This window comes from Micromonospora sp. NPDC005161, from assembly GCF_053599855.1.
The window spans coordinates 17,732-44,171 of record NZ_JBSFYQ010000025.1 but is presented as its reverse complement, the minus strand read 5'-3'; the positions used below and the strand labels follow the sequence as shown (position 1 = coordinate 44,171).

Genomic DNA, 26,440 nt, shown 5'->3' with positions numbered 1-26,440 from the left:
GAAAGCAGTTGTCCATCGAGATCGCCAACGAGTCCGGTGTCGAGGTCGACACCGACGCCGTGCTCGCCGTCGCCCGGCACGCTCTCGACGAGATGGGGGTCAACCCTCTCGCCGAGCTGTCCGTGCTGCTGGTCGACATCGACTACATGACCGAGCTGAACCACCGCTGGATGGGTGGCGAAGGCCCGACCGACGTGCTCGCGTTCCCCATGGACGAGGGCAGCGTCGACCACGGCCCGGGCGAGAGTGCCCCGTCCGGCGGCGAGCCGGCCCTGCTCGGCGACATCGTGCTCTGCCCCGAGGTGGCGGCCAAGCAGGCGGCGACCGCCGGGCACGCTCCGGCCGACGAGCTGCACCTGCTCACCGTGCACGGGGTGCTGCACCTGCTCGGTTACGACCACGCCGAGCCGGAGGAGGAGCGGGAGATGTTCGCGCTCCAGGCCCGACTGCTGGCGAGCTGGCGGTCGACCCGCACCCAGTGATGCCCACTCCGCTACTGGCGGTCGGCCCCACGGCCGGCCTGCCCGACCTGCAACTGATCGTCTTCGCGGCCGGCCTGGTGGTGCTGGCCGGCCTGATTGCGATGACCGAGGCGGCGCTCGCTGCGGTTTCCCCGGCCCGGGCCGCCGAGCTGGCCCGGGACGGCGTGCGTGGCGCCCGTACCCTCCAGACCGTCGCCGCCGACGTGGTCCGGCACCTCAACCTGCTCCTGCTGTTGCGGCTGCTCGCCGAGTTGACCGCCACCACGCTGGTGGCACTGGTCGCGGTGGACACCTTCGGCGCCGGCTGGCGGGCCGCGCTGGTCACCGCCGGCGCGATGACCGTGGTGAGCTTCGTGGTGGTCGGGGTCGCCCCGCGCACCATCGGCCGGCAGCACGCGTACGCCGTGGGGCGGGCGGTGGCGCCGCTGGTCCGCTGGCTGGGCCGGGCGCTCAACCCGCTCGCGTCGCTGCTCATCCTCATCGGCAACGCGGTCACCCCGGGGCGCGGCTTCCGGGAGGGTCCGTTCGCCACCCAGGTGGAGCTGCGCGAGCTGGTCGACCTGGCCGAGCAGCGCGGCGTGGTCGAGCACGGCGAGCGGCAGATGATCCACTCGGTCTTCGCGCTCGGCGACACCATCGCGCGTGAGGTGATGGTGCCGCGTACCGAGATGGTGTGGATCGAGGAGGGCAAGACCCTCGAACAGGCGCTGGCGCTGTTCCTGCGGTCCGGTTTCTCCCGTATTCCGGTGATCGGCGAGAGCGTCGACGACGTGCTGGGTGTGCTCTACCTCAAGGACCTGATCCGGCGGTCCCGGGGCGGTGACCCGGACGCTGAGCAGTTGCCGGTGGCCGAGTTGATGCGTCCGGCCACCTTCGTGCCGGAGTCCAAGCCGGTCGACGACCTGCTGTCGGAGATGCAGGCCGCCCGCAACCACCTGGTCATCGTCGTCGACGAGTACGGCGGCACCGGCGGCCTGGTCACGATCGAGGACATCCTGGAGGAGATCGTCGGCGAGATCACCGACGAGTACGATGTCGAACGCCCGCCGGTCGAACGCCTGGCGGACTCCTCGGTGCGGGTCACCGCCCGCCTGCCGGTGGAGAATCTGGGCGAGCTGTTCGACACGGACCTGCCCACCGATGAGGTGGAGACGGTCGGGGGCCTGCTCGCCCAGTCGCTGGGGCGGGTGCCGATCCCCGGAGCGCAGGCCGAGGTGGCCGGCCTCCGGCTGGTCGCCGAGGGCACCACCGGCCGGCGCAACCGCATAGACACCGTTCTGGTCAGCCGGGTGGAACCGGGCGATGAGCAGGACACCGCGGGGCGTGGCGAGCACGCCGGCCCCGGGGACGGCCAGGACCACTATCGAGACGAGGAGAGGCAACCCGCCGATGCCTGACACATCCGCCGCGCCCGCCGCCCGGCCCACCCCCACCGCGCCGGCCCCGCTGAGCGCCGAGGACGGCAAGCTTGTCGTCCTGGCCCGCGGAGCCCGTGGGCGGGTCGGTGCCGTCGAGGGCGCCGCGGTCCGGGACCAGGATGGCCGGACGTACGCGGCGGCCAGCGTCGCGCTGCCCTCGCTGACCCTCACGGCGTTGCAACTGGCGGTGGCCTCGGCCGTGGCGGCCGGGGCGAGCCGGCTGGAGGCGGCGGTGGTGGTGACCGAGGCGTCGACGCTGGACGGCGCCGGGCATGCGGCGGTGCGTGACCTCGCCGTGGACGCGCCGATCCATCTGGCGGCGCCGGACGGCACCGTGCTCGGCACGGTGACCCAGTGACCCCCGTGCAGGATCCGGACGGTCGCCCGTACCGGGCCGGGTTCGGCTGCTTCGTCGGCCGGCCCAACGCCGGCAAGTCCACGCTGACCAACGCCATCATCGGCACCAAGATCGCGATCACCTCGAACAAGCCGCAGACCACCCGTCACGTCATCCGGGCCGTGCTGCACCGGCCCGAATCGCAGCTGGTCCTGGTCGACACGCCGGGCCTGCACCGCCCCCGTACGCTGCTCGGCGAGCGCCTCAACGACCTGGTCCGATCGACGTGGACCGAGGTCGACGTGATCGGCCTGTGCATTCCGGCCAACGAGCCGGTCGGCCGGGGCGACCGGTTCATCACCGGCGAGCTGGCCGAGTTGAAGGCGACCGTGCTGGCGGTGGTCACCAAGACCGACCTGGTCGACAAGCGTCGCCTGGCGGAGCAGCTGCTCGCGGTGAGCCAGATGGGGGAGTTCGCCGAGATCGTGCCGGTGAGCGCGGTCTCCGGGCACCAGGTGGACACGCTGGTCGACGTGATGACCAGCTACCTGCCGCCGTCACCGCAGCTCTACCCGGACGACATGCTCACCGACGATCCCGAGCAGGTGCTGGTCGCGGAGCTGATCCGCGAGGCCGCCCTGGAGGGGGTCCGTGACGAGCTGCCACACTCCATCGCCGTGGTGGTGGAGGAGATGATCCCCGAGGGCCAGGTCATGAAGATCTACGCCGACCTGTACGTGGAACGGCCCAGTCAGAAGGCCATCGTTCTCGGTCACAAGGCGAGCCGGCTCAAGGAGGTCGGCACCACCGCCCGCCGGCAGATCGAGGAGTTGCTCGGCGGTCGGGTCTACCTGGACCTGCACGTGCGTGTCGCGAAGGACTGGCAGCGCGACCCGAAGCAGCTGCGCAAGCTGGGCTTCTGACCGACCCCACCGGTCCGGCCGGGCATTCCGGTCGGACCGGGGCGCGATGATCATCTTCGGTCGGGCTGAGGGGCAATGTCACGTTTGATCGGGGTGCCGGCCGTTTGGCGCGGCGGCCGCGAAGGGTAGGGGAGGTACGCCCGGCGTCCCCGACCCAGATGCAGGCTGATGCGCAACAGATACCTCGATCTGCTCCGTTTCCTCGCCATCGTCCGGGTGGTCGTCTACCACGTCACCGGGTGGGCGACCCTCACTCTCGTCTTCCCGGCCATGTCCGTGATGTTCGCGCTGGCCGGCTCGTTGATGGCCGCCTCGCTGACCCGCTCCGGACCGGCGGCGGTCGGCCGCCGGCTGCGCCGGTTGCTGCCGTCGCTGTGGGTGGTGGCGGTGATCTTCGTGCCGGCCATGCTGCTCACCGGGCTGCCGGCGTCGTTCCGGCTGCTGCTGTGGCTGTTCCCGGTCGCCGATCCACCGGCCAATCACTGGGGCGCCCTGGCGCTGAGCGTCATCTGGTACCTGCGCGACTACCTCTGGTTCGTGCTCGCCTCACCGGTCGCGTTCTGGCTGTTCCGGCGCGCCCCGCTGCCCACTCTGCTCGCCCCGTACCTCCTGCTGGTGACGATCGAGGCGGGGATCTACCCGGCGCCGCCGGTGCTGCGCGAGTTCGGGCTCTACTTCGGCGCGTGGCTGCTCGGCTTCGCCCACCACGCCGGGATGCTGCGCCGCCTGGCCGGCCGGCTGGTCTACCCGCTGGCGCTGACGCTCGCGGTGGGCGGCGGGGCCTGGATCGTCGCGCATCCGGGCCCACGGGGGTACGACCTCAACGACAACCACCTCGGCAACGCCCTCTGGTCCGCCGCGTTCGTCCTGATCGTGCTGGGTCGGGCGCCGGCGGGGATCGCCTGGCTGGGCCGTAGCCGGCTGGCCGACCGGGCGGTGACCGTGGTCAACCGGCGGGCGCTCACCGTCTACCTCTGGCACATGCCGTTCGTGGTGGCGCTCACCCCGCTGGTGGACGTGGTCGGCTGGTCCCACCAGGACCCGCTGGGACTGGCCGTCCGGGTGCTGCTGGTCTTCGCGCTGGTGGGGCTGGTCACCCTGGCCGTCGGCTGGGTCGAGGACATCGCCGCCCGCCGACCGCCGGAGCTGGTGCCCGGCCGCCGGTCGCGTCCCGCCGACCCGGCGGTCCGGTCCGGAGCCGGGCCGGCCGGGGAGACCACCGGACGAGCGGTGGTGCCGGCCCAGCGGGTGGCCGGGGACGCGGCCACCGCCGAGGTCAGCGCTCGCTGATCGTGACGTTGCCGCTGCCGGCCGAACCGTCGAGCACCAGGGACGCGGCCGGGTTGTCGGCGACGGTGATCCGCTCGTCACCGGATCCGGCGTTGGAGCGGACCCGGTAGCTGCCCGCCGGCACCAGCAGGGTGACGTCCCCGCTGGAGGCGTGCGCGCGGGCCGAGGCGGGCGTCTCCAGCTCGACGATGACATTGCCGGAGCTGGCCTCGGCGTCGACCGTGCCACCCAGTCGACGTGCGGTGATGTCCCCGGACGTGGCACGCAGCCGTACGGCCGCGCTGGTCTCGCTCACGTCGATGTTGCCGGAACGGGTCTCCACCCCGAGCGCGCCGGAGGCGTCGGCGACCCGTACGTCGCCCGAGCCCAGCCGCAGTTCGACCGTGCCGACCCGGCTCAGCTCGACGTTGCCGGAGCCGACCTCGCCCTGCACGGCCACACCCTCCGGCACGGTCACCTCGTAGGAGATGCTGCACCGCGAGCCGCAGTCGGTGTCCAGCACCAGCTCGCTGCCCTCGATCTCGTACCTTGCGTTGTCCGGTTCGCCGCCCTGGTAGCGCACCACCCGCTTGATCCGCGCCTGCCCGGCCGGGCCGGTGCCCCGGACCACCACATCGCCAGAGCCCCCCTGCACCCGGATCGTGGTGATCTTCACCGTCTCGGTGTTGTCGTAGTCGAGCCGGCGGAAGGACAGGTTGTCGCACCCGGCGAGCAGGATGAGGGCGGTGGTCAGCCCCAGCGCGATGGGGGCGGCGGCGCGACGGCGGAGGTCGGCGGTGGTCTGGTGCATTGCCATGGCGAGCACGCTACGGCCGGTCACCGGCCCGACGCATCGGGGTTCCTCCGCGCATCCACCCCGAGCCGACCCTGATTTCACACCCCGAGGGAGAATGGTCCGATGGCCGGGTACCGCCGACAGCTCTACCGCGACGACGCGGTGGTGCTGCGCGTGCAGAAGCTCGGCGAGTCCGACCGGATCATCACCCTGCTGACCCGCCGGCACGGCCGGCTGCGCGCGGTCGCCCGGGGGATCCGTCGCACCACCAGCAAGTTCGGTGCCCGGCTGGAGCCGTTCGGCCACGTCGATCTTCAGCTCGCCGGCGACCCGAAGGGCAACCTGGGCAGCTCGCTGCACACCGTCAGCCAGGTCGAGGGCATCGACCTGTACGGCAAGCGGTTCCTCGGGGACTATCCCCGCTACACGGCGGCCAGCGCGATCGCCGAGACCGCCGAGCGGCTGACCCCGGTGGAGCGGGAGCCGTCGCTGCGCCTGTTCCAGCTCACCGTGGGCGCGTTGAAGGCGCTGTCCCGGGGCGAGCACGCCACCACCCTGGTGCTCGACGCGTACCTGCTGCGCGGGATGGCCCTCGCGGGCTGGGCGCCGGCGCTGATCGCGTGCGCGGTCTGCGGCACACCGGGGCGGCACCGGGCGTTCTCCGTGCCGGCCGGCGGCGCGGTGTGCCCGGATTGCCGGCCGCCCGGCGCGGCCCATCCCGCGCCGGCCACCATCGACCTGATGTCCGCGCTGACCACCGGCGACTGGGTGATCGCCGACGCCACCGAGGCCGGCGTACGCCGGGAGTGCAGTGGGCTGGTGGCGGCTCACGTGCAGTGGCACCTGGAACGCGCGCTACGCTCGCTGCCGCTGGTCGACCGGGGTCCCTCGGCGGCCGGCGCGGTCCCGCCGCCGGGCGGCGCGGGGGCCGCGACGCTCCGGCCGCGCGGCGACGTGGAGGCCGGGGCGGACGGTGCGAGCAGGGAGAGAGCCGAGTGATCCGATCGATGAGGGCCGGCCGGCGTGAGCCGGTGCCGCCGACACCGCACCCGTCGGGCGCCCGGCCGCCGGCGTTGCCCACCGAGGCGGTGCCGAAGCACGTCGCCGTGGTGATGGACGGCAACGGCCGGTGGGCCAAGGAGCGCGGGCTGCCCCGCACCAAGGGTCACGAGGCGGGGGAGCACAGCCTCTTCGACACCATCGAGGGCGCCATCGAGATGGGCATTCCCTACCTGTCGGCGTACGCGTTCTCCACCGAGAACTGGCGGCGCTCGCCGGACGAGGTCCGGTTCCTGATGGGGTTCAACCGGGACGTCATCCGCCGCCGCCGCGACCAGATGGTCGATCTCGGCGTCCGGGTGGTCTGGTCGGGCCGGCCCGGGCGGTTGTGGAAGAGCGTCATCTCCGAGTTGCAGACCGCCGAGGAGATGTCCCGCGGCAACTCGACGCTGACTCTGCAGTTCTGCGTCAACTACGGCGGGCAGGCGGAGATCGGCGACGCCGCCGCCGCGATCGCCCGCGACGTGGCGGCCGGCCGACTGGACCCGGCGAAGGTCACCGAGAAGACCGTGGCGAAGTACCTCTACCACCCGGAGATCCCGGAGGTGGACCTGTTCCTGCGTCCCTCCGGGGAGGAGCGCATCTCCAACTTCCTGCTCTGGCAGACCGCGTACGCCGAGCTGGTCTTCCTGGACACGCTCTGGCCGGACTTCGACCGCCGTCACCTCTGGTACGCGTGCGAGCTGTACGCCCAGCGCGACCGGCGGTTCGGCGGCGCGCTGCCCAACCCGGTCGCCCCAGTGGGCTGAGCCGAGGCTTACCGGCACGTCACCCTGGGTACCACCGGTGTCAGGAGCCACTGACGGAGGTGAACCCACATGATCCAGAAGCGCATCGCACAGTGGGCGGTGATGGCGATCGCGGTGCCGTTGGCCGCGGCCGGCGCCCGCCGACTCAGCCACACCCTGGAGGACCGGCGTGGTCCCTCCGGGGCGACCCGGCTGCTGACCAAGGGCGCGGACTTCATGCGCCCCCAGAAGGCCAAGCGCCGCCGATTCTGGTAAGCCCGAACCACCCGGTGCCGCTCCCACATCCGTGCGAGCGGCACCGCCGCATCCCCGCCCCGGCCCGCCCTCACCCACGGTGGGCGCGGCGGGGCCGCGGGGGTCGTGGTTTTGGAGTTGTGGCGGGTGCGGGCGGGTAGGGTCCGAGAGTGGTGGGGTTGCGGCGGTCGGGGGTGGGATGTGCGGGATCTCCGGTACAAGATGATCATGGCGTTGAACGCGGCCGATCTGGGTGACCCGATCTGCGAGCAGGTGGCCGAGATCTGCGCGGAGATCGCCGAGCAGCACTGCGCCGAGTTCGGCCACACTCCGCAGCTGCGTACCGGCGAGATCGCCGAGCTGGCCACCGGGGACCCGGCCCTGACCTGGGCGCCGTCGTCCGCCGACACCGGGCAGCGTGCCTGGTGACCGCGTCCGCCCCAGCGGTCGACGTACGCCGGGCCGAGGACCGCTTCGCCACCCGGATCTCCTGGCTGGATTCCAAGCACTCCTTCTCGTTCTCCCGGCACTACGACCCGGCCAACACCCACCACGGGCTGCTGCTGGTCAACAACGACGACGTGGTCCGCCCGGGCGCCGGCTTCGAGACCCACCCGCATCAGGACATGGAGATCGTCACCTGGGTGCTGCGTGGGTCCCTCGTGCACCAGGACTCCACCGGGCACTCCGGGGTGATCTACCCGGGGCTGGCCCAGCGGATGAGCGCCGGCACCGGCATCCTGCACTCGGAGAAGAACGACGCCTGGCGGCTGAACAACCAGGAGCCGCACAGCGACCCGGTGCACTTCGTGCAGATGTGGGTGCTCCCCGACGAGGAGGGCGTCGACCCCGGCTACGAGCAGCTGGAGATCGAGGACGAGCTGCTGCGCGGCGGCCTCGTGCCGGTCGCCTCCGGAATGGAACGCTACGACGGGGCATCCGCGATCCGGATCCGCAACCGGTACGCCACCCTGCACGCCGCCCGACTCGCCCCCGGCGACGAGGTCACCCTCCCGGACGCGCCCTTCGTGCACCTGTACGTGCCCAACGGCACGGTGAACCTGGAGGGCAGCGGCCCGCTCGACACCGGTGACGCGGCCCGGCTCACGATGACCGGCGGCCGTCGGGTCACCGCCGACGAGCCGGCCGAGATCCTCGTCTGGGAGATGCACGCCACCATCGCCTGACCCCCGCACCCGACGTCGGGGAGAGGGGCCAGGCGGCGGGCCGTCAGGCCGGGGACTCGGTGCGGTCTCCCGCCCAGGTGGTGTGGAACGAGCCCTCGCGGTCGACGCGCTGGTAGGTGTGCGCGCCGAAGTTGTCCCGCAGACCCTGGATCAGCGCGGCTGGCAGGCGCTCGGCGCGCATGGCGTCGAAGTACGCCAGCGACGACGAGAACGCCGGCGTCGGCACCCCGGCCCGGACCGCGTCGGCCACCACCCGCCGCCAGCTCGGCACGCCGGCCGCGACCGCGTCGGCGAAGTACGGCGCCACCAGCAGCGTGGGCAGGTCGGGCTGCTTGTCGTACGCCTCACGGATCCGGTTCAGGAAGCGGGCGCGGATGATGCAGCCGCCCCGCCAGATGGTCGCCGTGCCTCCGAGGTCGATGTCCCAGTCGTACTCCTGGCTCCCGGCGCGGATGTGGTCGAAGCCCTGCGCGTACGCGACTATCTTCGAGGCGAGCAGCGCGCGCCGGACGTCCTCGATGAACGCCTCCCGGCCGGCCACCTGCCACTTCTCGCCGGCGTCCGGGAACGCCCGATGGGCCGCATCGCGCTGGTCGACGTGCCCGGAGAGCGAGCGGGCGAAGGTCGCCTCGGCGATCCCGGTGATCGGCACGCCCAGGTCCAGCGCGCTCTGCACCGTCCACCGCCCGGTGCCCTTCTGCTCGGCCCGGTCCTGCACCACGTCCACGAAGGGCTGGCCGGTGGCGGCGTCGCGGTGCGCCAGCACGTCGGCGGTGATCTCGATGAGGAAGGACTCCAGCTCGCCGCTGTTCCAGTCACGGAAGATCTCCGCGATCTCCGCCGGCTCCGCGCCCAGGCCAGCCCGGAGCAGGTCGTACGCCTCGGCGATGAGCTGCATGTCGGCGTACTCGATGCCGTTGTGCACCATCTTGACGAAGTGCCCGGCGCCATCCGGCCCGACGTGCATGCAGCACGGCACCCCGTCCACGTGGGCGGAGATCTTCTCGAACATCGGGCCGAGCTTGGCGTACGACTCGACCGAACCGCCCGGCATGATGCTCGGCCCGAGCAGCGCGCCCTCCTCGCCGCCGGAGACGCCGGTGCCCACGAAGTGCAGCCCGGACCCGCGCAACGCCTCCTCGCGGCGGCGGGTGTCGGCGAAGTGGGCGTTGCCGCAGTCGACGACGATGTCGCCCTCCTCCAGCAGGGGCACCAGCTCGTCGATCACCGCGTCGGTGGGGGCGCCCGCCTTGACCATCACGATCACCGCGCGGGGCCGTTCCAGCGACGCCACGAAGTCGGCCATCGACTCGCCGGGCACGAACGTGCCCTCGTCGCCGTGCTCGGCGACCAGGCTGCGGGTGCGCTCCGGCGAACGGTTGTGCACCGCCACGGTGAAGCCGTTGCGGGCCAGGTTGCGGGCCAGGTTGCGGCCCATCACCGCCAGCCCCGTCACGCCGATCTGCGCCGTCGCCTGCTCAGCCATCCGTGCCGCCACCTCTCACCGTCGTACTGCCGTGCTGCGACCGTATCGCGGTGCGCGGCGGAGCGGGCCGCCTCGTCGACAGCCAGTCACCGGCCGGTGGCGTTCGGCCCCGGACCAGCCGATTCTCCACGCGGTCACCTTCGTATTGAGCGCGTCGGTCAGCAGGCCGCCGATGCTGTCGGGGAAAACGGATGCGCCGGTGCCCGCCCACGGGATAGCGTGCGGGCATGCGTAACTGACGCCCCATTTCCGAGCCGGCCCGCCGCCCCGCGCCGCGGTCCGTGCGACTCCCGGGCGTCCCGCATCCCCACCCGCCGTGCGGCGGTGCTGGCCCTGCCCGACCCCGGTGAGCAGTCCCTTCCCTCTCGACCGTCGCGGTGCGACGGTCACCAGCCGAGCCGACCGACCGCGGAACGCGGGAACGGGTCGGCACGAAGGAGGCCCGGATGCCTGCCAGGCGCAACCCGAAGAAGAAGTCGTCCCGTACTCCCGCACCGACGCCGCCCGGCACCGAGCCGGCGGCCGGCCGCGGCCCGCTTCCGGCCGTGTCGACCCGGTCCGACCTGCCGGCCCTGCCGGTCAAGTCGGCCCTGCCGGCGATACCGGTCGAGCCGGCCCGGCCGGTCGGGGTGCCACCGGCCGTCGAGGTGCCGGCGGCGATCGACGTGCCCGTGGTGGTCGACGTGCCGGCGGCGCTGGACGTTCCCCCGGTGGTCGACGCGTCGTCGGTGGCCGGGCGGTCGGCGGCGCCCAAGGCCGGCCCGCCGCTGCCCGGGGCGGCCCGCTCCGCCGGTGGCAAGAGCCAGCGAGCCGGTCAACCACGCCGCTACGCCTTCCGCCGCAGCTGACCGGCCCCGCCCCGCGAGAATCGCGGTTGCCGCCTCCGCAGCAGCGGGGGCGGCAACCGCAGGATCGTGGGGGAGCCTCAGCCCAGCAGGGGGCGGAAGGTGCCGAGCAGCACGCTCACCGTCAGGGCCGCGCCGGCCAGCGCGACCGCTCCGGCGATGAGCAGTCCGTCGGCGAGGCCGAAGGGCTGACGGCGGGCCACGGTGCGCGGGGTGCCGGCGTCGAAACCGCGGGCGTCCATCGCCACGGCCAGTCGGGTGCCCCGACGGATCGCCCCGACCAGCAGCGCGAACCCGGTCGAGGCGAACAGCCGCAGCTTCGCCGCCGGGTTACGTCCGGCGTCGACGCCCCGCGCCCGCCGGGCCATGCTGATCATCTGCCACTCCTGACCGAGCAGCGGCACCAGCCGGAACGCGGCCAGTGCCCCGATGGCGAACCGGGCCGGCGCCTTCGCGTTCTGGATCAGCGCGTCCGCCAGGTCGGTGGGGTCGGTGGTGGCGAAGACGATGACGCCGGGCAGTGCGACCGCGAGCACCCGCAGGATCAGGCCGAGCGCGGTGAGCAGCACTCCGGTGGTCACCAGCACCGGCCCCGCGTCCAGCAGGACCCGACCGGACCGGTCGGAGGCGAAGAGCACCAGGGTGACCAGGATGCCGACGGCGCTGACCAGCAGCGGCCAGGCCCGCCGGGCCAGCACCCCGTAACGGATGCCGAACAGCGGCAGCACGGCGAGTTCGACGGCGATGGCGATCGCCGGGGCCACCGGGTCCAGGGTGGCCAGCAGGGTGAACGAGAAGACCAGCGCGGCGGCGACCTTCGCCACCGGGTTACGGCGGGCCAGCGGTGCACCGGGCGCGGCGACCGGCTCGATGCTGATCATCGAGCGGCCGGTCACGATCGCTCCAGGGTGACGGTGCGGTCGGCGAGCGCGGCGACGAAGTCCGGGTCGTGGGTCACGGTGACCACGCCGTGCCCGGCGTCGCGGAGATCGGCGAAGAGGTCGACCAGCTCCCGCCAGGTCCGCCGGTCCTGACCGAAGGTGGGTTCGTCGCAGATCAGCAGGCGGGGCGCGGTGGCCAGGGCGGTCGCCACGCTCAACCGCCGGGCCTCCCCACCGGAGAGGGTGTACGGGTTGGCCGCGGCGAGCCGGGTCAGCCGCAGCCGGTCCAGCAGCCCCGCCACGGTCTCCTTGACGGCCGCCTCGGGCTGGCCGGTCCGGCGCGGGCCGAGCGCCAGCTCGTCGAAGACGGTGCTGGTGACGAACTGGTGCTCAGGGTCCTGGAACACCGACCCGATCCGTCGCGCCAGCGCGGGCGCCCGCCACCGGTGCGGGGCGGTGCGGTGGTCCGGCCCGGCCAGTTCGGCGGACGCGGTGACCCGGCCGGCACCCGGCCGGAGCAGCCCACCGAGCAGCAGCGCGAGAGTCGACTTGCCGGCCCCGTTCGGCCCGCGCACGGCGAGCGCCTCGCCGGCGCGTACCGCCAGGTCGGTGGGGGCCAGCCGGGGCGGCAGGCCGAGCCGGTCGGCGGTGAGCAGCAGCTCGCCGGGGGCGGCGGTCGCCCGCCGGATGGCCACGGGATGACCCGGCACCCAGACGCCCTCGGCGGCGAGGGCGGCGCCGTGCGCGGCGAAGACCGCCGCGGGCGGACCGTCCGCGCGGACCCCGCCGCCGGGCTCCAGGACGACCACCCGGTCGACCAGCGGGAGCGCCTCGGCGACCCGGTGCTCGACCAGGACCAGCGTGGTGTCGGCCTCCAGCGCGCCGGCCACCGCCCGCCGGACGAGGTCTGCCCCGGCCGGGTCGAGGTTGGCGGTCGGTTCGTCGAGCAGCAGCAGGCCGGGGCGCAGGGCCAGCGCGCCGGCGAGGGCGAGGCGTTGCTGCTCGCCGCCCGAGAGCGCGGCGGTGGGCCGGTCCCGGTCGTACGGGAAGCCGACCCGGCGCAGCGCCTCGTCCACCCGGGGCCAGATCGCGTCCGTCGGCACGCCCCGGTTCTCCAGCCCGAAGGCGACGTCGTCGCCGCTACGGGCCATCATCAGCTGGGTCTCCGGGTCCTGGAAGACGATGCCGACCCGTTCCCGACCCTTGCGTGGGTCGAGCCCGTCGATCTCGACGGTGCCCTCCTGCTCGCCGGAGTCCTCCGGCAGCAGCCCGGCCAGCGCGCTGAGCAGCGTGCTCTTGCCGGCCCCCGACGGGCCGAGCAACAACACCCGCTCGCCAGCCTCGACCCGCAGGTCCACACCGCGTATGGCCCATGCGAGCCGCCCGGCGTGCCGCCACCCGAACCCCCGTAGCTGGACCCCGCTCACCACACCTCCTTCCCCCGCCCGGGCCGCTCTCACGTCGTTGATCAAGAGGTTTACGTCAGTTCGCCGCCCCTTGTTGACGCAAACCTCTTGATCAACGGGAAGACGTGGGGGTCAGATGGCGGCGCGGTCGCGGGCGACCGGGAAGCGGTCCAGGACGCCGGTGTCGGCAAGGGCGCGGGTGAGGACCCAACCGCCGACGCCGGCGATCACGGTGGCGCTGACGATGGTGAGCAGCGCGTACGGGATGCGGTAGTCGACCAGCTCGTACTCGGCGTTCCAGACGAAGAAGTCGAACAGCGCGGCGCTGAGCCCGGTCAGCGCGCCGGCCAGCGCCGCGGTCGGCAGCCGGAACGAGCGGTACCGGAAGGCCGCGAAGGCCAACTCGGCGCCGAGGCCCTGCACGATGCCCTGCGGGATCACCGTGCCGGCCCACTGGCTGCCCAGCAGCGCGGAGAGGACTGCGGCGACCGTCTCGCAGTAGAGCGCGGCGCCGGGCTTGCGGATGACCAGGCCGCCCACCACGGCCGGCATCAGCCAGACGCCGTAGATCAGCGTCTGTGCCGGCGGGAAGAAGGCGAACGCCCCCTCGGTGGCGCTCCAGACCAGGCCCCAGGCCCAGAAGATGACGCCGAAGGCGACCGCGATCACCGAGGCGACCACGATGTCGATGGTGCGCCAGCGGTTGGTGTCGCTGTGGTTCATGTGAATGCTCCCAGTTCTGACTGCGAACCAGGAGAAGACGCACGCCGCGCGCCCGGTGGCACCGGACGGCGGCGCGGCTGGAGGTCGACCGAACTCCCTGCGCTGGCATTACCCAGATCAGGTTCGAGGGTCTGCGGGCGTGCCCGCACTCTCAGCGCTGTGCGCTCCCCTGTCGGATGTGAAGTTGTCTCGCTGACGCTAGCACCGACCAGGGGTACCGGCCCAGCAGGGCGTCCCGCCGCAGGGTCCGGTTCAGGAGACTTCGGCTGGGTAGGCTGACGATCATGCGGGTTGACGCACGGGGTCTCAGGTTCGACGTACGCGCCGGTGGTCCGCCGGACGGCGCGCCCGTCCTGCTTTTGCACGGCTTCCCCCAGCACTCCGGCGAGTGGGACGAGGCCGCCACGGCGCTGCACACAGCCGGGCTGCGCACGTACGCGCTGGACCAGCGGGGCTACTCGCCGGGCGCCCGGCCGGCGGCGGTCCCGGACTACCGGATCCCCGAACTGGTCGCCGACGCGGTGGCGGTGCTGGACGCGCTCGGGCTGGACGCCGTCCACCTGGTCGGCCACGACTGGGGTGCGATCGTGGCCTGGGCGCTGGCCGCCCGGCACCCCGAGCGGGTCCGTACGTTGACCGCGGTGTCCGTGCCACATCCGGCAGCCATGGCGCACGCGCTCGCCACCGACGGCCAGCAGAAGGCGCGCTCGTCGTACATCGCGTTGTTCCGCAAGCCGGGCAAGGCGGAGAAGGTGCTGCTGGCGTGGAACGCCACCGCACTGCGCAAGTTGCTCACCGGGGTGGGCGACGCGTCCCGGGTGGACCACTACGCCGACCCGATGCGCGAGCCGGGCGCGCTCACCGCGGCGCTGAACTGGTACCGGGCGATGTCCCGCGCCGACCTGGCCGGCGTCGGCCCGGTCGCGGTGCCCACCACGTACGTGTGGAGCGACCGGGACATCGCCATCGGCCGGACCGCCGCCGAGGCGTGCGCCGCCAACGTCACCGGGGACTATCGCTTCGTCGAGCTGCCCGGCGTGAGCCACTGGATCCCGGACGCCGCGCCGGGCCCGCTGGCCGAGGCGATCCTGGCCCGAACCAGCGGAACGGCCTGAGCCATGGCGGTCGGGAGGCACACCGTGACGATGGACGCCTGCGGGCCGGGGACCCGGCGCTCGATCGCCGCGCAACTGCGCATGCTGGGCGTACGCCCCGGCGGGACGCTGCTGGTGCACGCCGGGCTGCGTCAGCTGGGTTTCGTCTGCGGTGGTCCGCAGGCGCTGGTGCTCGCCCTGCGCGACGCGCTCGGCCCGGACGGCACGATCGTGGTGCCCACCCACACCCCGGACAACAGCGACCCCGCGCAGTGGCGCGACCCGCCGGTGCCGGTGGACTGGTGGCCGCTGATCCGCGCCGAGATGCCCGGGTTCGATCCGGCGGTCACCCCGAGCCGATTCATGGGCGTGTTCGCCGAGACGGTCCGCTGCTGGCCCGGAGCGCTGCGCAGCTCCCATCCCCACGTGTCGTTCGCCGCCCTCGGCCCGGCCGCCGAACAGGTGGTGGCCGGGCACACCCGGGCCGACATGCTCGGTGAGGGCTCCCCGCTGGCCCGGCTCTACGACCTCGACGCCCACGTGCTGCTGCTCGGTGTGGACCACGCGGTGAACACCTCGCTGCACCTGGCCGAGTACCGCCGTCCGGCCCCACCCGGCGAGCAGTTGGGCGCGGCGGTACGCACCGCCGACGGTGGCCGCGAATGGGTGTGGTGGCAGGACGTACGGCTCGACGAGACCGACTTCGACGCGCTGGGCCAGGACCTGGAGGCGACCGGGGCGGTCCGTACCGGACGGGTCGGCACCGGGACCGGGAGGTTGATGCGCCAGCGGGCGGCGGTCGACTTCGCAGTGCAATGGCTCGCCAGCAACCGGACGACGGAGGACGCATGACGGTGAGTGCCGAGGACTACCTGGCCGTGGTGACCGAGACGATCGGCCGGGTGGCCGCGAGTCAGCGGGCGGCGGTGGGGCGGGCCGCTGACCTGATCGCCGACGCGGTGCGCGCTGACGGGGTGGTGCACGCCTTCGGCACCGGGCACTCCGAGGCGTTGGCGATGGAGATCGCCGGCCGGGCGGGCGGTCTGGTGCCGACCAATCGGATCGCGCTGCGCGACCTGGTGCTGCTCGGCGGCGAACCGGCCGACCGGCTCGGCCCGCTGCTGGAGCGGGACCCGGCGGTGGCGCACCGGCTGTACGAGCTGGCCCCGGTGCGGCCCACCGACGTCTTCGTGCTCGCCTCGAACTCCGGGGTCAACGGCGCGATGGTGGAGTTCGCCACGCTGGTCAAGCAGCACGGCCACGGGCTGGTGGCGATCACCTCCGCACAGCACTCCGGCCGGATGACCTCCCGCCACCCGTCCGGGCGCAAGCTGGCGGACCTCGCCGACGTGGTGCTCGACAACGGCGCGCCGTACGGCGACGCGACGCTGCCGCTGCCCGGCGGTGGCGCGGTGGGCGCGGTCTCCTCGATCACGGCGGCGCTGCTGGCCCAGCAGGTCACCGTGGAGGTGGTGGCCAGGTTGCTGGCGGCGGGGGAGCGGCCTCCGGTCTACCTGTCGGCGAACATCCCGGACGGCGACGCCCACAACACGGCGCTGGAGGCGCGGTACGCGGGCCGCATCCGGCGCGGCTCCTGAGGCTCGTCTGGGAGGGGCCGGTGCCCGGGCGGCGGTCGGGGTGTCGTGAACCTGTTTCGCGCTCGACCGGGTGGGGCACTTGCCTTGCTGGCGGCGGCCCGTACCGCCGGCAGTACCGTCGCACCGGAGGTAGCGCGTGTCCAAGGAGACCGAGAAGCAGCGTTGGCAGCGCAACTTCGCCGACCTGTTGCAGGAGTTGCGGGTCGCCCAGACCGGCGTGCAGATCCTCTTCGCCTTCCTGCTCACCCTGCCGTTCAGCAACGGGTTCACCAGCACGAGCGAGTTCCAGCGGGACGTCTACGTCGTCGCGCTGCTCGCCGCGGCCGCCGCCACCGCGCTGATCATCTCGCCGGTGGCGTTCCACCGGGCGCTGTTCCGGCAGGGGCGTAAGCCGGAGCTGGTCCGGTTCGCGCACCGGATGGCCGGTGGCGGCCTCGCCTTCATGCTGATCTCCATGGTCAGCGCGGTGCTGCTGATCACCGACTTCGTGCTGGACCGGCCGATCGCGTTCGTGCTCAGCGCGCTGACCGGGCTCTGGTTCCTCGCGTTCTGGGTGGTCCTGCCGTTCTCCCGGCGCAGCTGGGGGGACGACGACATCGACGACGACGATGACGACCCGCGCACCCTCGCCAGCTGAGGCCGGGGCCAGGTATCGAACTCGATCTTCACGGACCGCTACCCCTGAGTAACACCCGGGGGTAGCGTGACGGTAGTCGCGCACGTCGACGCAGCCGCACCGAGGTTCGAGGGGGCAGCCGTGACCACGACGCAGAACGGCCGACCGGCAGCGGACGGCCCCGATCCCGGCACCGCTCCGAGCACCGTCGGCGCCGCGGGGCCGTTGCCGAAGGAGGCGGGGCAGGTCTCCGAGAAGGAGGCCCGGCAGGTCGCCGAGGCGGCTCGCGAGTCCGTGTGGGACCGGCCCAGCTTCGGCAAGGAGCTGTTCCTCGGCCGGTTCCGGCTCGACCTGATCGACCCGTGGCCGCGGTCCGACCCGGACGACGTGGCCCGCGCCGACGAGTTCCTCGGCCGGTTCCGCGCCTTCCTTGCCTCCGAAGTGGACGGCGCGGCCATCGAGCGCGACGCGTCCATTCCGGACGCGGTGTTCCACGGGCTGGCCGACCTCGGCGCGTTCGGCATGAAGATCGACCGCGGGTACGGCGGTCTCGGGCTGAGCAACCTGCACTACTGCCGGGCGCTGATGCTGGCCGGCTCGGTCAGCCCGGCGATCGGCGCGCTGCTCTCGGCGCACCAGTCGATCGGGGTGCCGCAGCCGCTGAAGATGTTCGGCACCGCCGAGCAGAAGCAGCGCTTCCTGCCCCGGCTCGCCGCCGGCGAGGTGTCCGCGTTCCTGCTCACCGAACCGGACGTCGGCTCCGACCCGGCCCGCCTGGCCACCACCGCCGAGCCGACCGAGGACGGCACCGGCTACCGGCTCAACGGCGTGAAGCTCTGGGCCACCAACGGCATCGTCGCCACCCTGCTGGTGGTGATGGCCCGGGTGCCGGCCACCGAGGGGCGGCGCGGCGGGATCACCGCGTTTGTGGTGGACGGCGACAGCGCGGGCATCACCGTGGAGCGGCGCAACGAGTTCATCGGCCTGCGCGGCCTGGAAAACAGCCTCACCCGGTTCCACGACGTGTTCGTGCCCGCCGAGAACGTGATCGGCGGCGAGGGCAAGGGGTTGAAGATCGCCCTGACCACGCTGAACACCGGCCGGCTGTCACTGCCGGCGATGTGCGTGGGCGCAGGCAAGTGGGCGCTGAACGTGGCCCGGGAGTGGTCCGCCGACCGGGTCCAGTGGGGCCGACCGGTCGGCGAGCACGAGGCGGTCGCCCAGAAGCTCGCCTTCATCGCCGCCACCACGTACGCCATGGAGACCATGCTCGACCTCTGCTGCCTGCTCGCCGACGACGACCGCAACGACATCCGGATCGAGGCCGCGCTCGTCAAGCTGTACGCCAGCGAGATGGCCTGGAAGATCGCCGACGAGCTGATCCAGATCAGGGGCGGCCGGGGGTACGAGACGGCCGACTCGCTGGCCGCCCGCGGCGAACGACCGGCCGCGGTCGAGCAGATGCTGCGCGACCTGCGGATCAACCGGATCTTCGAGGGCTCCACCGAGATCATGCATCTGCTGATCGCCCGGGAGGCGGTCGACGCACACCTGTCGGTGGCCGGCGACATCATCGACCCGGACGCGGGGTGGGGCCGCAAGGCCCGTGCCGGGGCCCGGGCCGGGGCCTTCTACGCGAGGTGGCTGCCAACCCTGGCCGTCGGCCGCGGGCAGAGCCCGTCGGCGTACGCCGAGTTCGGGCCGCTGGCCGCGCACCTGCGTCAGGTGGAGCGCTCGTCGCGCAAGCTGGCCCGGTCGACGTTCTACGCGATGTCCCGCTGGCAGGGAAAGATGGAGCGCAAGCAGGCGTTCCTCGGCCGGGTGGTGGACATCGGCGCGGAGCTGTTCGCGATGTCCGCGGTCTGCGTCCGGGCGTCCGCCGAGAGGGACAGCCGGCCGGAGAACGTCGAGCTGGCCGACCTGTTCTGCCGGCAGGCCCGGGTCCGGGTGGACGCGCTGTTCGCCGCCCTGTGGGACAACACCGACTCGGTCGACACCGCCGCCGCGAAGCGCATCCTTGACGGCCGCTACGCGGCCTTGGAGGAGGGCGTCATCACCCCGTCCGACGAGCTGCCCTGGGTGGCCCGCTGGGCACCCGGTCCGTCCGCCGCCGACGACGTCCGCCGCCGTATCCCGCCGAAGCCGTGACCGGTGCCGCCCGGCGCGTCGCCGTGCCGGGCGGTCAGCGGGCGACCGCCCAGGCCAGCACCGCCGCCAGGATCAGGCCGTTGAGCACCGCCAGACCCAGGTACGCCGCGGGCGGGATCTTCCTGCCCCGTCGGACGAAGGAGACCAGGACCGCGGCGTAGCCGAGCAGCAGGACGGCGATGACGACCAGGAAGTAGAACACGCCGACGACCTTAGCGGGCCGCTCGGCTCCTGGCGCGCAGGCCGAGCTGCCGCAACTCCAGCGCGGCCAGGGCGTCGACGGTGTCGTCGTCACCGCGCCGCCACGCCTCGGCCACGTCGGGCGCGATCCGGGTCAGCCGGCCCAGTGGCTGGGTGGCCAGCGCGCGCAGGGCGAGCAGGTCCCGGCCGGCCGGCCCCGCGGCCAGCTTCGTGGCCGAGGAGGCCCGGCGCATCCAGCGGGCCCGCAGGGGCAGCCACCCGAACAGCACCAGCCCGAGCGGGAAGATCAGCACTGCGATGGCGAGGGCGAGGGCGAGCTGGTCGACCAGGTGCTGCTGGTCACGGCCGGCGTCGGCGAGCGACCGGGCGGCGTCGGCGGCCCGCTGGAAGGGCGCGGTCAGCTCGTCGCCGACCAGCGGCACCCGGCCGACCTTGCTGCCGGCGTCGCCCAGGTTGTCGGCGAGCCCGGTGCCGGCGCCCTCCAGCTTCTGCCCGGGTACGGCGAGCTTCTGCACCAGGTCGTGCAGCCAGAGCGCGCCGCGGATCGCGACGTACACCCAGGCGACGACGAGCAGATCGGTGAGCAACTGGCGGGCGGCGGTCGGAAAGCGATCGGCGTAGATCTTCACGCCGGACAGCGTGCCACGAACAGCCCGGCACGGCACTCGTCGTCCAGCCCACCACGTCCACGGACCCCACCTCGAAGCCGGTGCTGGTGATCCGTGGATGCGGCTGGTTCACCCGTCGAAGCGTCGTCCGCCGCCGGCGCGGGCCGCATTACCCAGCGCCTTTGCTCTGCTTCAACGGGCGCAACACTTTCGGCCGGCCGCTGTTGCGTGGATTGAAGCAGAGCAAAGGGCGCGCGGAGGGTGCCCCGGGCCGGGAGGGCGTGCGGAGGGTGGCTGGGGGCCGGGAGGGCGAGCGGAAGGTGGCCGGGGCGTTGGTCAGTGGGCGCAGGCCGGGCAGGTGCCGAAGATCTCCAGGGTGTGGCTGACGTCGGCGTAGCCGTGCTGGGCGGCGACCCGGTCAGCCCAGCTCTCCACTGCCGGGCCGGCCACCTCGACCGTGTTCCCGCAGGCCCGGCACACCAGGTGGTGGTGGTGCCCCTCGCTGCACCGGCGGTAGAGGTGCTCGCCGCCCGGCGGGCGCATCACGTCGATCTCGCCCGCGTCGGCCAGCCCCTGCAGTGTGCGGTAGACCGTGGTCAGGCCGACCCGCTCGCCGCGCTGCCGCAGCATCGCGTGCAGGTCCTGGGCGCTGTGAAAGCCTTCCATCTCGGCGAGCAGCGCGCTCACCGCCGAGCGCTGCCGGGTGTTGCGCACCGCGGCGCCACTCTCGCTCATCATCCCTCCCCGGCGTGGCTGACCGCGTCCGCCACGATGTGCGCGACGTGCTCGTCGACCAGGCTGTAGGCGATCTCCCGCCCACGGCGGGAACCCCGCACCACGCCCGCGCCGCGCAGCACCCGCAGGTGCTGGGAGACCAGCGGTTGCGCGGCCCCGAGCTTCTCCACCAGCTCGTGCACGCACCGCTCGCCGTCGGCGAGCTCACTGACGATGGCCAGCCGGATGGGCGCCGACAGGGCGCGAAGCAACTCGCTGGCCCCATCGAACCCCTCGTAGCCCGTTGCGCTGGTCACCCTGCAACGGTAACCAATATCGGCGACATCCCGCTGATCAGGTTCACCCCAGCACAACCTCGTGCGGTTCCGGCGCCGGCGCGGCGGCCGGCGCGGCCCGGCGGCGCAACGCCCGCCAGACCCCACCCGCCACGGCCACCACCAGGAACGAGGCGATCGCCAGCAGCACCACCGAGGCGCCCGGCGGCGTGTCCGCCGTGGCCGCCACCCACACGCCGGAGCCGGCGGCGAAGAAGCCGAGCGCCATCGCGGCGGTCATCGTGCTGCGGAACCCCCGGGTGACCTGTTGGGCGGTGGCCACCGGCACCACCATCAGCGCGCTGATCAGCAGCACCCCGACGGCCCGCATCGCGATGGTCACGGTGATCGCGGTGGTCACCGCGATGAGCAGGTTGAGCGTACGCACCGGCAGGCCGGACACCCGGGCGTACTCCTCGTCGTGGCAGACCGCGAAGAGCGCCGGCCGCAGCGCGATCATGGTGACGAGGATCGCCGCGCCGAGAACCGCGATGGTGATCAGGTCACTGGCCTGGATGGTGGTCAGCGACCCGAACAGGTAGGCGTTGAGGTTGGTGCTGGTCGCGTCGGAGAGCCCGACCAGCAGTACGCCACCGGCGATGCCGCCGTAGAAGAGCAGCGCCAGGGCCAGGTCGCCGGAGGTACGCCCGCGGGCGCGGACCAGCTCGATGGCGATCGCCCCGATGGTGGCCACGATCACCGCCACCAGCACCGGCGAGCGGTTGAGCAGCAGGCCGGCGCCAACGCCGGTCAACGCCACGTGTCCGACGCCGTCGCCGATCAACGCCAACCGGCGCTGCACCAGGTAGATGCCGAGCGCCGGCGCGGCCAGGCCGATCACCAGCGCGCCGATGAGGGCGCGCTGCATGTAGGGGTACTGGAAGAGTTCCATGCTCAGTTGCTCCACAGCCCGGCGGGCTCGTCTGGACCGTGCGGGTGCACATGGTCGTGGTCGGGCTCCGCGTGATGGCCGGCCGGGTCCGGCACCGCACCGTCGTGACAGATGCCGCCCTCGTGGACGACGACCGCCCGGCTGATCACCGGTCGCAGCGGGCCCAGCTCGTGGGCCACCAGCAGCACCGTCCCGCCGCCGGCGACGAAGTCGCGCAGCGCCCCGGCGAACGCCTCCTGGCTGGCCGCGTCCACGCCGGCGGTGGGCTCGTCGAGGATCAGCAGCTCCGGTTGGCCGGCCAGCGCGCGGGCGATCAGCGTGCGCTGCTGCTGGCCGCCGGAGAGGGTGGACACCGGGTCCGCGGCACGGTCGGCGAGCCCGACGGCGCGCAGTGCGGCGTCGACGGCGGCCCGGTCGGCCCTGCCCGGTGGGCGGAGCACCCCCCGGCGGGCCAGCCGGCCGGAGGCCACCACCTCACGGACGGTGGCCGGCACGCCGCCGCCGGCACCCAGGCGCTGCGGGACGTACCCGATGCGCTGCCACTGGCGGAACTGGCGCAACGGCCGGTCGAAGAGGGTGATCGAACCGCCGCTGAGCGGCACCAGCCCGAGCACGGCCCGGATCAGCGTGGACTTGCCAGAGCCGTTGGCGCCGAGCACCGCGACCACCTCCCCGGCGGTCACGGTGAGCGAGACGTCCCGGAGCACCGGGCGGCCGTCGTAGCCGACCGCCCCGTGCTCGACGGTGATGACGGGTGCGTTCACGAGCAGCTCAACGCCGTCCGCAGGGTCTGCAGGTTGGTACGCATGACCGAAAGGTAGTCCGCGCCGCTGCCGGCGGCGAGCCCCTCGATCGGGTCCAGCACCGCGGTCCGCGCGCCGACCTGACCGGCGATCGTCTCGGCGACCTTCGGGCTGACCAGTGTCTCGAAGAAGATCGTGGTGGCCTGGTGCTCCTTCGCCTCCTCGATCACCTGCGCGAGCCGCTGCGGCGAGGGCTCGACGTCCGGGCTCAGCCCGGTGATGCCGACCTGCTGGAGCCGGTACCGGTCGGCCAGGTAACCGAACGCGGCGTGGCTGGTCACGATCTCCCGCCGCTGGCAGGTCCGCAGGCCCTGGGTGAACTCGCCGTCCAGGGTCGTCAGGTCGGAGCGCAGCGCCGCGGAGCGGGCGGTGTAGTCGGCGGCGTGATCCGGGTCGGCCTTGCCGAGCCGCTGGGCGAGCTGGTCGCCGATGGCGGCCAGTCGGGTCGGGTCGAGCCAGACGTGCGGGTCCTTGCCGCCGTGCTCCTCCTCGGCGTGCTCGTCCGCGCCCTCGCCAGCGTGGTTGTGCCCGCCGGCGCTCGCGTCCAGCAGCGGCTGCACGCTGGTGACGTCGAACGTCCGGTCGTCACCGTTCTGCGCGACGGCGTCGTCCACCGCCGGCTGGAAGCCCTTCAGGTAGACGATCAGCTCGGCCTCGCTGACCTGGCCGACCTGGCTCGGTGTGAGCTCCAGGTCGTGCGGCTCGGCGCCCGGCTTGGCGAGGTTGGTCACCCGGACAGCGTCGCCGCCGATCCGCTCCGCGAGGAACTGGAGTGGGTAGAACGCGGCGACCACGTCGACCCGCTGGGGGTCGGCGCCGGCGGCGCCGCCGCTGGAGCAGCCGGCGGCGGCGCCCAGGGCGAGCAGGGCGGTCGCGGCGGCCAGGACACGGGACGTGGTGCGGTTGGTCATGCCACCAACTGTCCGTCGTAACGATAATGATTGTCAAAAACGCATGAGTGCATGTCAGAGCAGCTTCGCCAGGCCCACCGTCACCAGCAGGGTCAGCATCAGCAGCCGGATCAGCCGGGTCTGCGGGGCCTGAACCGGCCAGGTGGTGGCCAACAGGGCGATCAGGCCCGCGGCCAGCGCCAGCGTCAGCAGCCCGCCGATCACCCCGGGCGTGAAGAACGCGACCAGCACCACCACCAGGGTGAGCAGGAACACCGACGTCGGGTTCGCCCCGGCCAACCGAGCCAGCAGGGGGCGCTGCGTACGCTGCATCCCACAGACTCTACGAGGAGGAACCCGGTGCTGGTGACCAACCGGTTCGTGGTCGACGTCGATGTCGCCGACGACTTCACCGAACGGGCGCACGCCGCCCTCACCGCGCTGGCCGCCCGCCCCGGCTACCTGCGCGGTCAACTGGTCCGGGCGCTGGACGACCCCCGCCACTGGTCCCTGGTCACCGAGTGGGAGTCGGTCGGCACGTACCGGCGGGCGCTGGGCGCCTTCGAGGTCAAGGTGAGCGCGGTGCCGCTGCTCGCCGAGTCGGTCGACGAGCCGTCCGCGTACGAGGCGCTGGCCACCGCGGCGCCCGGCGGGGCCGTGGTGGTCGCCGAGAGTGATCGGGCTGCTGGTCCTTACCGCTGAGCCGTCGGGCACTACCCTGCTCCTATGACCGCACCCGCCCCGCCGCCCGGTCCCGGGGTGGCGCCGCCGTTCGCCGCGCCCCCCACCGAGGGCCGCCGGACCCGGCTCTGGATCGGCCTCGGCGTCGGCGCGCTCGCCGTGCTGCTCTGCTGTGGCGGAGGCGGAGCGGCCGTGGTCGGCCTGGCCGTCACCGGCGTGCAGGCGATCCGGGAACAGGGCCGCACGGTGACCGGCGACTACTACCAGGCACTGGTCGAGCGGAACTACGGCCGCGCCTACGACCAGCTCTGCGACGACGCGCAGCGGCGCGAGTCCCGCCCCGAGTTCGAGCGGCGCGCGGCCGCCGAGCCACAGGTCGCCGCGTTCCGGGTGGGTGAGGTGGACACCACCAGCCTGACCGTGCCCGTCGACGTGACGCTCGACGGCGGCGACCGGGAGCAGCAACAGGTCAGCCTGGGTCAGGACGGCCAGACCGGTGGCATGGAGGTCTGCGGGGTGAGCTGAGCCGCCCCCGGTATTCTGCTGGGCTCGGGGCGACAGTGGTCGTACCGTTGTCCCGAACTGACCCGCTCCATCCACATCTCGCCCCCGCCGACCGCCAGCCGGCGTAGGAGGAAACATGCCAGCCGACCGTATCGACGCCGTCGTCAGTCTCGCCAAGCGCCGAGGCTTCGTCTTCCCCTCCAGCGAGATCTATGGAGGCACCCGATCGGCGTGGGACTACGGCCCGCTCGGCGTGGAGCTCAAGGAGAACGTCCGCCGGCAGTGGTGGAAGACCATGGTCCAGCAGCGCGACGACGTGGTCGGCCTTGACTCCGCGGTGATCCTGGCCCGCAGGGTGTGGGAGGCGTCCGGTCACATCGCCGAGTTCGTCGACCCGCTCACCGAGTGCCAGTTCTGCCACAAGCGGTTCCGGGCCGACCACCTCGAGGAGGCGTACGCCGAGAAGCACGGCAAGCCGCTGACCTCGCTCGCCGAGCTCAACTGCCCCAACTGCGGCAACAAGGGCACCTTCACCGAGCCGAAGATGTTCAACGGCCTGATGAAGACCTACCTGGGCCCGGTGGAGAGCGACGAAGGGCTGCACTACCTGCGCCCGGAGACCGCGCAGGGCATCTTCGTCAACTACAAGAACGTCGAGACGGTCGCCCGCAAGAAGCCGCCGTTCGGCATCGCGCAGACCGGCAAGTCGTTCCGCAACGAGATCACCCCGGGCAACTTCATCTTCCGGACCCGCGAGTTCGAGCAGATGGAGATGGAGTTCTTCGTCGAGCCGGGCACCGACGAGCAGTGGCACGAGTACTGGCTCCAGGAGCGCTGGAACTGGTATCTCGACCTCGGCCTGTCGGCGGACAACCTGCGGCTCTTCGAGCACCCCAAGGAGAAGCTCTCGCACTACTCGAAGCGGACCGTGGACATCGAATACCGCTTCCAGTTCGGCGGCACCGAGTTCGCCGAGCTGGAGGGCATCGCCAACCGCACCGACTTCGACCTCTCCACGCACAGCAAGCACTCCGGCGTCGACCTGTCCTACTTCGACCAGACCAAGGGCGAGCGCTGGATGCCGTACGTCATCGAGCCCGCCGCCGGTCTGACCCGCGCCGTGCTCGCCTTCCTGCTGGAGGCGTACGACGAGGACGAGGCGCCGAACACCAAGGGCGGCGTGGACAAGCGCACCGTGATGCGGTTCGACCCGCGGCTGGCCCCGGTCAAGGTGGCGGTGCTGCCGCTGTCCCGCAACGAGGCGCTGTCGCCGAAGGCGAAGGACCTCGCGGCGCTGCTGCGCAAGCGCTGGGTGGTGGAGTTCGACGACTCGCAGGCGATCGGCCGCCGTTACCGCCGGCAGGACGAGATCGGCACCCCGTTCTGCGTGACGGTGGACTTCGACACTCTGGACGACAACGCCGTGACGGTTCGCAACCGGGACACGATGGCCCAGGAGCGGGTCTCCCTGGACCAGGTCGAGCGCTACCTGATCGAGCGCCTCCCCGGCTGCTGAGGTGCAAGGAAGGGCCCCTTCTTAACGCCTCAGGTATAGGAGGGG

General features: G+C 72.7%; 32 protein-coding genes and 1 riboswitch. Of the genes, 19 read left to right on the top strand and 13 right to left on the bottom strand.

Features of this window, described 5'->3' with window-relative positions:
- Positions 1–8: 8 nt before the first annotated feature.
- The 5 genes from ybeY to ACWD5O_RS22860 all read left to right on the top strand — a co-directional run bounded on the left by ybeY (position 9) and on the right by ACWD5O_RS22860 (position 4,450).
- Positions 9–482 (top strand): rRNA maturation RNase YbeY, encoded by a 474-nt coding sequence (gene ybeY, locus ACWD5O_RS22880; protein ID WP_210912337.1) that lies wholly within the window; start codon positions 9–11, stop codon positions 480–482.
- On the top strand, positions 458–1,879 hold the full coding sequence (locus ACWD5O_RS22875; protein WP_387323966.1) for a hemolysin family protein: 1,422 nt from the start codon (positions 458–460) through the stop codon (positions 1,877–1,879). Before ybeY ends, ACWD5O_RS22875 begins: the two co-directional genes overlap by 25 nt.
- Positions 1,872–2,258 carry a cytidine deaminase gene (locus ACWD5O_RS22870; RefSeq protein ID WP_354965581.1) on the top strand — a complete coding sequence of 129 codons (387 nt, stop codon included), beginning with the start codon at positions 1,872–1,874 and terminating at the stop codon, positions 2,256–2,258. The genes ACWD5O_RS22875 and ACWD5O_RS22870 overlap by 8 nt, the downstream gene beginning before the upstream one ends.
- Positions 2,259–2,263: 5 nt before the next feature.
- Positions 2,264–3,160, top strand: coding sequence for a GTPase Era (gene era / locus ACWD5O_RS22865; RefSeq protein ID WP_354965659.1), 897 nt, complete (start codon positions 2,264–2,266; stop codon positions 3,158–3,160).
- Between the two features lie 168 nt (positions 3,161–3,328).
- Complete coding sequence (locus ACWD5O_RS22860; RefSeq protein ID WP_450086499.1) at positions 3,329–4,450, top strand: acyltransferase family protein; 1,122 nt, start codon at positions 3,329–3,331, stop codon at positions 4,448–4,450.
- On the opposite strand, the gene ACWD5O_RS22855 is transcribed toward ACWD5O_RS22860, so the two are convergent.
- Positions 4,437–5,246, bottom strand: a complete 810-nt coding sequence (locus tag ACWD5O_RS22855) for a DUF4097 family beta strand repeat-containing protein (protein ID WP_450086498.1) — start codon at positions 5,244–5,246, stop codon at positions 4,437–4,439. The genes ACWD5O_RS22860 and ACWD5O_RS22855 overlap by 14 nt on opposite strands.
- 102 nt (positions 5,247–5,348) lie before the next feature.
- Here ACWD5O_RS22855 and recO point away from each other — a divergent pair, with 102 nt between their 5' ends.
- The 5 genes from recO (at position 5,349) to ACWD5O_RS22830 (ending at position 8,454) form a co-directional block, all read left to right on the top strand.
- Entirely contained in the window at positions 5,349–6,224 is an 876-nt protein-coding gene (gene recO, locus ACWD5O_RS22850) for a DNA repair protein RecO (protein ID WP_450086497.1), read from the top strand.
- A gap of 8 nt (positions 6,225–6,232) precedes the next feature.
- Positions 6,233–7,033 carry an isoprenyl transferase gene (locus tag ACWD5O_RS22845; protein WP_354965658.1) on the top strand — a complete coding sequence of 267 codons (801 nt, stop codon included), beginning with the start codon at positions 6,233–6,235 and terminating at the stop codon, positions 7,031–7,033.
- Between the two features lie 69 nt (positions 7,034–7,102).
- Positions 7,103–7,288, top strand: a complete 186-nt coding sequence (locus tag ACWD5O_RS22840) for a hypothetical protein (RefSeq protein ID WP_450086496.1) — start codon at positions 7,103–7,105, stop codon at positions 7,286–7,288.
- A 207-nt stretch (positions 7,289–7,495) separates the two neighbouring features.
- Positions 7,496–7,696 carry a thioredoxin reductase gene (locus tag ACWD5O_RS22835; protein WP_354965576.1) on the top strand — a complete coding sequence of 67 codons (201 nt, stop codon included), beginning with the start codon at positions 7,496–7,498 and terminating at the stop codon, positions 7,694–7,696.
- The gene (locus ACWD5O_RS22830; protein WP_354965575.1) at positions 7,693–8,454 is read left to right on the top strand and encodes a pirin family protein; all 762 of its coding nucleotides are present in this window, start codon (positions 7,693–7,695) and stop codon (positions 8,452–8,454) included. Before ACWD5O_RS22835 ends, ACWD5O_RS22830 begins: the two co-directional genes overlap by 4 nt.
- Positions 8,455–8,497: 43 nt before the next feature.
- Here the strand turns inward: ACWD5O_RS22830 and gndA are convergent, their stop codons facing one another.
- Positions 8,498–9,940 carry an NADP-dependent phosphogluconate dehydrogenase gene (gndA, locus tag ACWD5O_RS22825; RefSeq protein WP_450086495.1) on the bottom strand — a complete coding sequence of 481 codons (1,443 nt, stop codon included), beginning with the start codon at positions 9,938–9,940 and terminating at the stop codon, positions 8,498–8,500.
- A 446-nt stretch (positions 9,941–10,386) separates the two neighbouring features.
- Between gndA and ACWD5O_RS22820 the strand changes: the two genes are divergently transcribed.
- A complete protein-coding gene (locus ACWD5O_RS22820) occupies positions 10,387–10,788 on the top strand; it encodes a hypothetical protein (protein WP_450086494.1) in 402 nt (133 codons plus the stop codon).
- A gap of 77 nt (positions 10,789–10,865) precedes the next feature.
- Here ACWD5O_RS22820 and ACWD5O_RS22815 read toward each other — a convergent pair whose 3' ends face one another.
- The 3 genes from ACWD5O_RS22815 to ACWD5O_RS22805 all read right to left on the bottom strand — a co-directional run bounded on the left by ACWD5O_RS22815 (position 10,866) and on the right by ACWD5O_RS22805 (position 13,795).
- Entirely contained in the window at positions 10,866–11,666 is an 801-nt protein-coding gene (locus ACWD5O_RS22815) for an energy-coupling factor transporter transmembrane component T family protein (RefSeq protein WP_354965657.1), read from the bottom strand.
- 11 nt (positions 11,667–11,677) lie between these two features.
- Positions 11,678–13,093, bottom strand: coding sequence for an ABC transporter ATP-binding protein (locus tag ACWD5O_RS22810; RefSeq protein WP_450086493.1), 1,416 nt, complete (start codon positions 13,091–13,093; stop codon positions 11,678–11,680).
- Between the two features lie 111 nt (positions 13,094–13,204).
- The gene (locus tag ACWD5O_RS22805; protein WP_450086492.1) at positions 13,205–13,795 is read right to left on the bottom strand and encodes an ECF transporter S component; all 591 of its coding nucleotides are present in this window, start codon (positions 13,793–13,795) and stop codon (positions 13,205–13,207) included.
- Positions 13,796–13,871: 76 nt separating this feature from the next.
- Positions 13,872–13,976: riboswitch (TPP riboswitch) on the bottom strand.
- A gap of 103 nt (positions 13,977–14,079) precedes the next feature.
- Here ACWD5O_RS22805 and ACWD5O_RS22800 point away from each other — a divergent pair.
- From ACWD5O_RS22800 to ACWD5O_RS22780, 5 genes are all read left to right on the top strand, one after another.
- Positions 14,080–14,910, top strand: a complete 831-nt coding sequence (locus ACWD5O_RS22800) for an alpha/beta fold hydrolase (protein ID WP_354965570.1) — start codon at positions 14,080–14,082, stop codon at positions 14,908–14,910.
- 30 nt (positions 14,911–14,940) lie between these two features.
- A complete protein-coding gene (locus ACWD5O_RS22795; RefSeq protein WP_450086534.1) occupies positions 14,941–15,741 on the top strand; it encodes an aminoglycoside N(3)-acetyltransferase in 801 nt (266 codons plus the stop codon).
- Complete coding sequence (locus ACWD5O_RS22790; protein WP_354965569.1) at positions 15,738–16,487, top strand: SIS domain-containing protein; 750 nt, start codon at positions 15,738–15,740, stop codon at positions 16,485–16,487. The genes ACWD5O_RS22795 and ACWD5O_RS22790 overlap by 4 nt, the downstream gene beginning before the upstream one ends.
- A gap of 136 nt (positions 16,488–16,623) precedes the next feature.
- On the top strand, positions 16,624–17,124 hold the full coding sequence (locus ACWD5O_RS22785) for a DUF6328 family protein (RefSeq protein ID WP_450086491.1): 501 nt from the start codon (positions 16,624–16,626) through the stop codon (positions 17,122–17,124).
- Positions 17,125–17,244: 120 nt separating this feature from the next.
- Positions 17,245–19,251 carry an acyl-CoA dehydrogenase family protein gene (locus ACWD5O_RS22780; RefSeq protein ID WP_450086490.1) on the top strand — a complete coding sequence of 669 codons (2,007 nt, stop codon included), beginning with the start codon at positions 17,245–17,247 and terminating at the stop codon, positions 19,249–19,251.
- Positions 19,252–19,285: 34 nt separating this feature from the next.
- On the opposite strand, the gene ACWD5O_RS22775 is transcribed toward ACWD5O_RS22780, so the two are convergent.
- From ACWD5O_RS22775 to ACWD5O_RS22740, 8 genes are all read right to left on the bottom strand, one after another.
- Complete coding sequence (locus tag ACWD5O_RS22775; RefSeq protein WP_167517539.1) at positions 19,286–19,453, bottom strand: hypothetical protein; 168 nt, start codon at positions 19,451–19,453, stop codon at positions 19,286–19,288.
- Positions 19,454–19,463: 10 nt separating this feature from the next.
- Entirely contained in the window at positions 19,464–20,081 is a 618-nt protein-coding gene (locus ACWD5O_RS22770; RefSeq protein WP_450086489.1) for a hypothetical protein, read from the bottom strand.
- 315 nt (positions 20,082–20,396) lie between these two features.
- Positions 20,397–20,795, bottom strand: coding sequence for a Fur family transcriptional regulator (locus ACWD5O_RS22765; RefSeq protein ID WP_354965566.1), 399 nt, complete (start codon positions 20,793–20,795; stop codon positions 20,397–20,399).
- Positions 20,795–21,091 carry an ArsR/SmtB family transcription factor gene (locus ACWD5O_RS22760; RefSeq protein ID WP_089019464.1) on the bottom strand — a complete coding sequence of 99 codons (297 nt, stop codon included), beginning with the start codon at positions 21,089–21,091 and terminating at the stop codon, positions 20,795–20,797. Before ACWD5O_RS22760 ends, ACWD5O_RS22765 begins: the two co-directional genes overlap by 1 nt.
- A 43-nt stretch (positions 21,092–21,134) precedes the next feature.
- Positions 21,135–22,001: a metal ABC transporter permease gene (locus ACWD5O_RS22755; protein ID WP_354965565.1), complete on the bottom strand. Its 867-nt coding sequence runs from the start codon at positions 21,999–22,001 to the stop codon at positions 21,135–21,137.
- 2 nt (positions 22,002–22,003) lie between these two features.
- Positions 22,004–22,765: a metal ABC transporter ATP-binding protein gene (locus tag ACWD5O_RS22750; protein ID WP_450086488.1), complete on the bottom strand. Its 762-nt coding sequence runs from the start codon at positions 22,763–22,765 to the stop codon at positions 22,004–22,006.
- On the bottom strand, positions 22,762–23,715 hold the full coding sequence (locus ACWD5O_RS22745; protein ID WP_450086487.1) for a metal ABC transporter substrate-binding protein: 954 nt from the start codon (positions 23,713–23,715) through the stop codon (positions 22,762–22,764). The genes ACWD5O_RS22750 and ACWD5O_RS22745 overlap by 4 nt, the downstream gene beginning before the upstream one ends.
- Before the next feature lie 54 nt (positions 23,716–23,769).
- Positions 23,770–24,027 carry a hypothetical protein gene (locus ACWD5O_RS22740; protein WP_089019468.1) on the bottom strand — a complete coding sequence of 86 codons (258 nt, stop codon included), beginning with the start codon at positions 24,025–24,027 and terminating at the stop codon, positions 23,770–23,772.
- 27 nt (positions 24,028–24,054) lie between these two features.
- Here ACWD5O_RS22740 and ACWD5O_RS22735 point away from each other — a divergent pair, with 27 nt between their 5' ends.
- From ACWD5O_RS22735 to ACWD5O_RS22725, 3 genes are all read left to right on the top strand, one after another.
- Positions 24,055–24,396 carry an antibiotic biosynthesis monooxygenase family protein gene (locus ACWD5O_RS22735; RefSeq protein WP_074313566.1) on the top strand — a complete coding sequence of 114 codons (342 nt, stop codon included), beginning with the start codon at positions 24,055–24,057 and terminating at the stop codon, positions 24,394–24,396.
- Positions 24,397–24,420: 24 nt separating this feature from the next.
- Positions 24,421–24,900: a hypothetical protein gene (locus ACWD5O_RS22730; RefSeq protein ID WP_354965561.1), complete on the top strand. Its 480-nt coding sequence runs from the start codon at positions 24,421–24,423 to the stop codon at positions 24,898–24,900.
- A 115-nt stretch (positions 24,901–25,015) separates the two neighbouring features.
- Positions 25,016–26,395, top strand: a complete 1,380-nt coding sequence (locus ACWD5O_RS22725) for a glycine--tRNA ligase (protein ID WP_354965560.1) — start codon at positions 25,016–25,018, stop codon at positions 26,393–26,395.
- Positions 26,396–26,440 lie beyond the last annotated feature (45 nt).

Coding starts and splice junctions, on each gene's coding strand:
- ACWD5O_RS22870 (WP_354965581.1), top strand. CDS start 1,872: ATGCCTGACACATCCGCCGCGCCCGCCGCCCGGCCCACCCCCACCGCG.
- ACWD5O_RS22860 (WP_450086499.1), top strand. CDS start 3,329: ATGCGCAACAGATACCTCGATCTGCTCCGTTTCCTCGCCATCGTCCGG.
- ACWD5O_RS22855 (WP_450086498.1), bottom strand. CDS start 5,246: ATGGCAATGCACCAGACCACCGCCGACCTCCGCCGTCGCGCCGCCGCC.
- recO (WP_450086497.1), top strand. CDS start 5,349: ATGGCCGGGTACCGCCGACAGCTCTACCGCGACGACGCGGTGGTGCTG.
- ACWD5O_RS22845 (WP_354965658.1), top strand. CDS start 6,233: ATGAGGGCCGGCCGGCGTGAGCCGGTGCCGCCGACACCGCACCCGTCG.
- ACWD5O_RS22840 (WP_450086496.1), top strand. CDS start 7,103: ATGATCCAGAAGCGCATCGCACAGTGGGCGGTGATGGCGATCGCGGTG.
- ACWD5O_RS22835 (WP_354965576.1), top strand. CDS start 7,496: ATGGCGTTGAACGCGGCCGATCTGGGTGACCCGATCTGCGAGCAGGTG.
- gndA (WP_450086495.1), bottom strand. CDS start 9,940: ATGGCTGAGCAGGCGACGGCGCAGATCGGCGTGACGGGGCTGGCGGTG.
- ACWD5O_RS22820 (WP_450086494.1), top strand. CDS start 10,387: ATGCCTGCCAGGCGCAACCCGAAGAAGAAGTCGTCCCGTACTCCCGCA.
- ACWD5O_RS22815 (WP_354965657.1), bottom strand. CDS start 11,666: ATGATCAGCATCGAGCCGGTCGCCGCGCCCGGTGCACCGCTGGCCCGC.
- ACWD5O_RS22805 (WP_450086492.1), bottom strand. CDS start 13,795: ATGAACCACAGCGACACCAACCGCTGGCGCACCATCGACATCGTGGTC.
- ACWD5O_RS22800 (WP_354965570.1), top strand. CDS start 14,080: ATGCGGGTTGACGCACGGGGTCTCAGGTTCGACGTACGCGCCGGTGGT.
- ACWD5O_RS22795 (WP_450086534.1), top strand. CDS start 14,941: ATGGACGCCTGCGGGCCGGGGACCCGGCGCTCGATCGCCGCGCAACTG.
- ACWD5O_RS22790 (WP_354965569.1), top strand. CDS start 15,738: ATGACGGTGAGTGCCGAGGACTACCTGGCCGTGGTGACCGAGACGATC.
- ACWD5O_RS22765 (WP_354965566.1), bottom strand. CDS start 20,795: ATGAGCGAGAGTGGCGCCGCGGTGCGCAACACCCGGCAGCGCTCGGCG.
- ACWD5O_RS22755 (WP_354965565.1), bottom strand. CDS start 22,001: ATGGAACTCTTCCAGTACCCCTACATGCAGCGCGCCCTCATCGGCGCG.
- ACWD5O_RS22745 (WP_450086487.1), bottom strand. CDS start 23,715: ATGACCAACCGCACCACGTCCCGTGTCCTGGCCGCCGCGACCGCCCTG.
- ACWD5O_RS22740 (WP_089019468.1), bottom strand. CDS start 24,027: ATGCAGCGTACGCAGCGCCCCCTGCTGGCTCGGTTGGCCGGGGCGAAC.
- ACWD5O_RS22730 (WP_354965561.1), top strand. CDS start 24,421: ATGACCGCACCCGCCCCGCCGCCCGGTCCCGGGGTGGCGCCGCCGTTC.
- ACWD5O_RS22725 (WP_354965560.1), top strand. CDS start 25,016: ATGCCAGCCGACCGTATCGACGCCGTCGTCAGTCTCGCCAAGCGCCGA.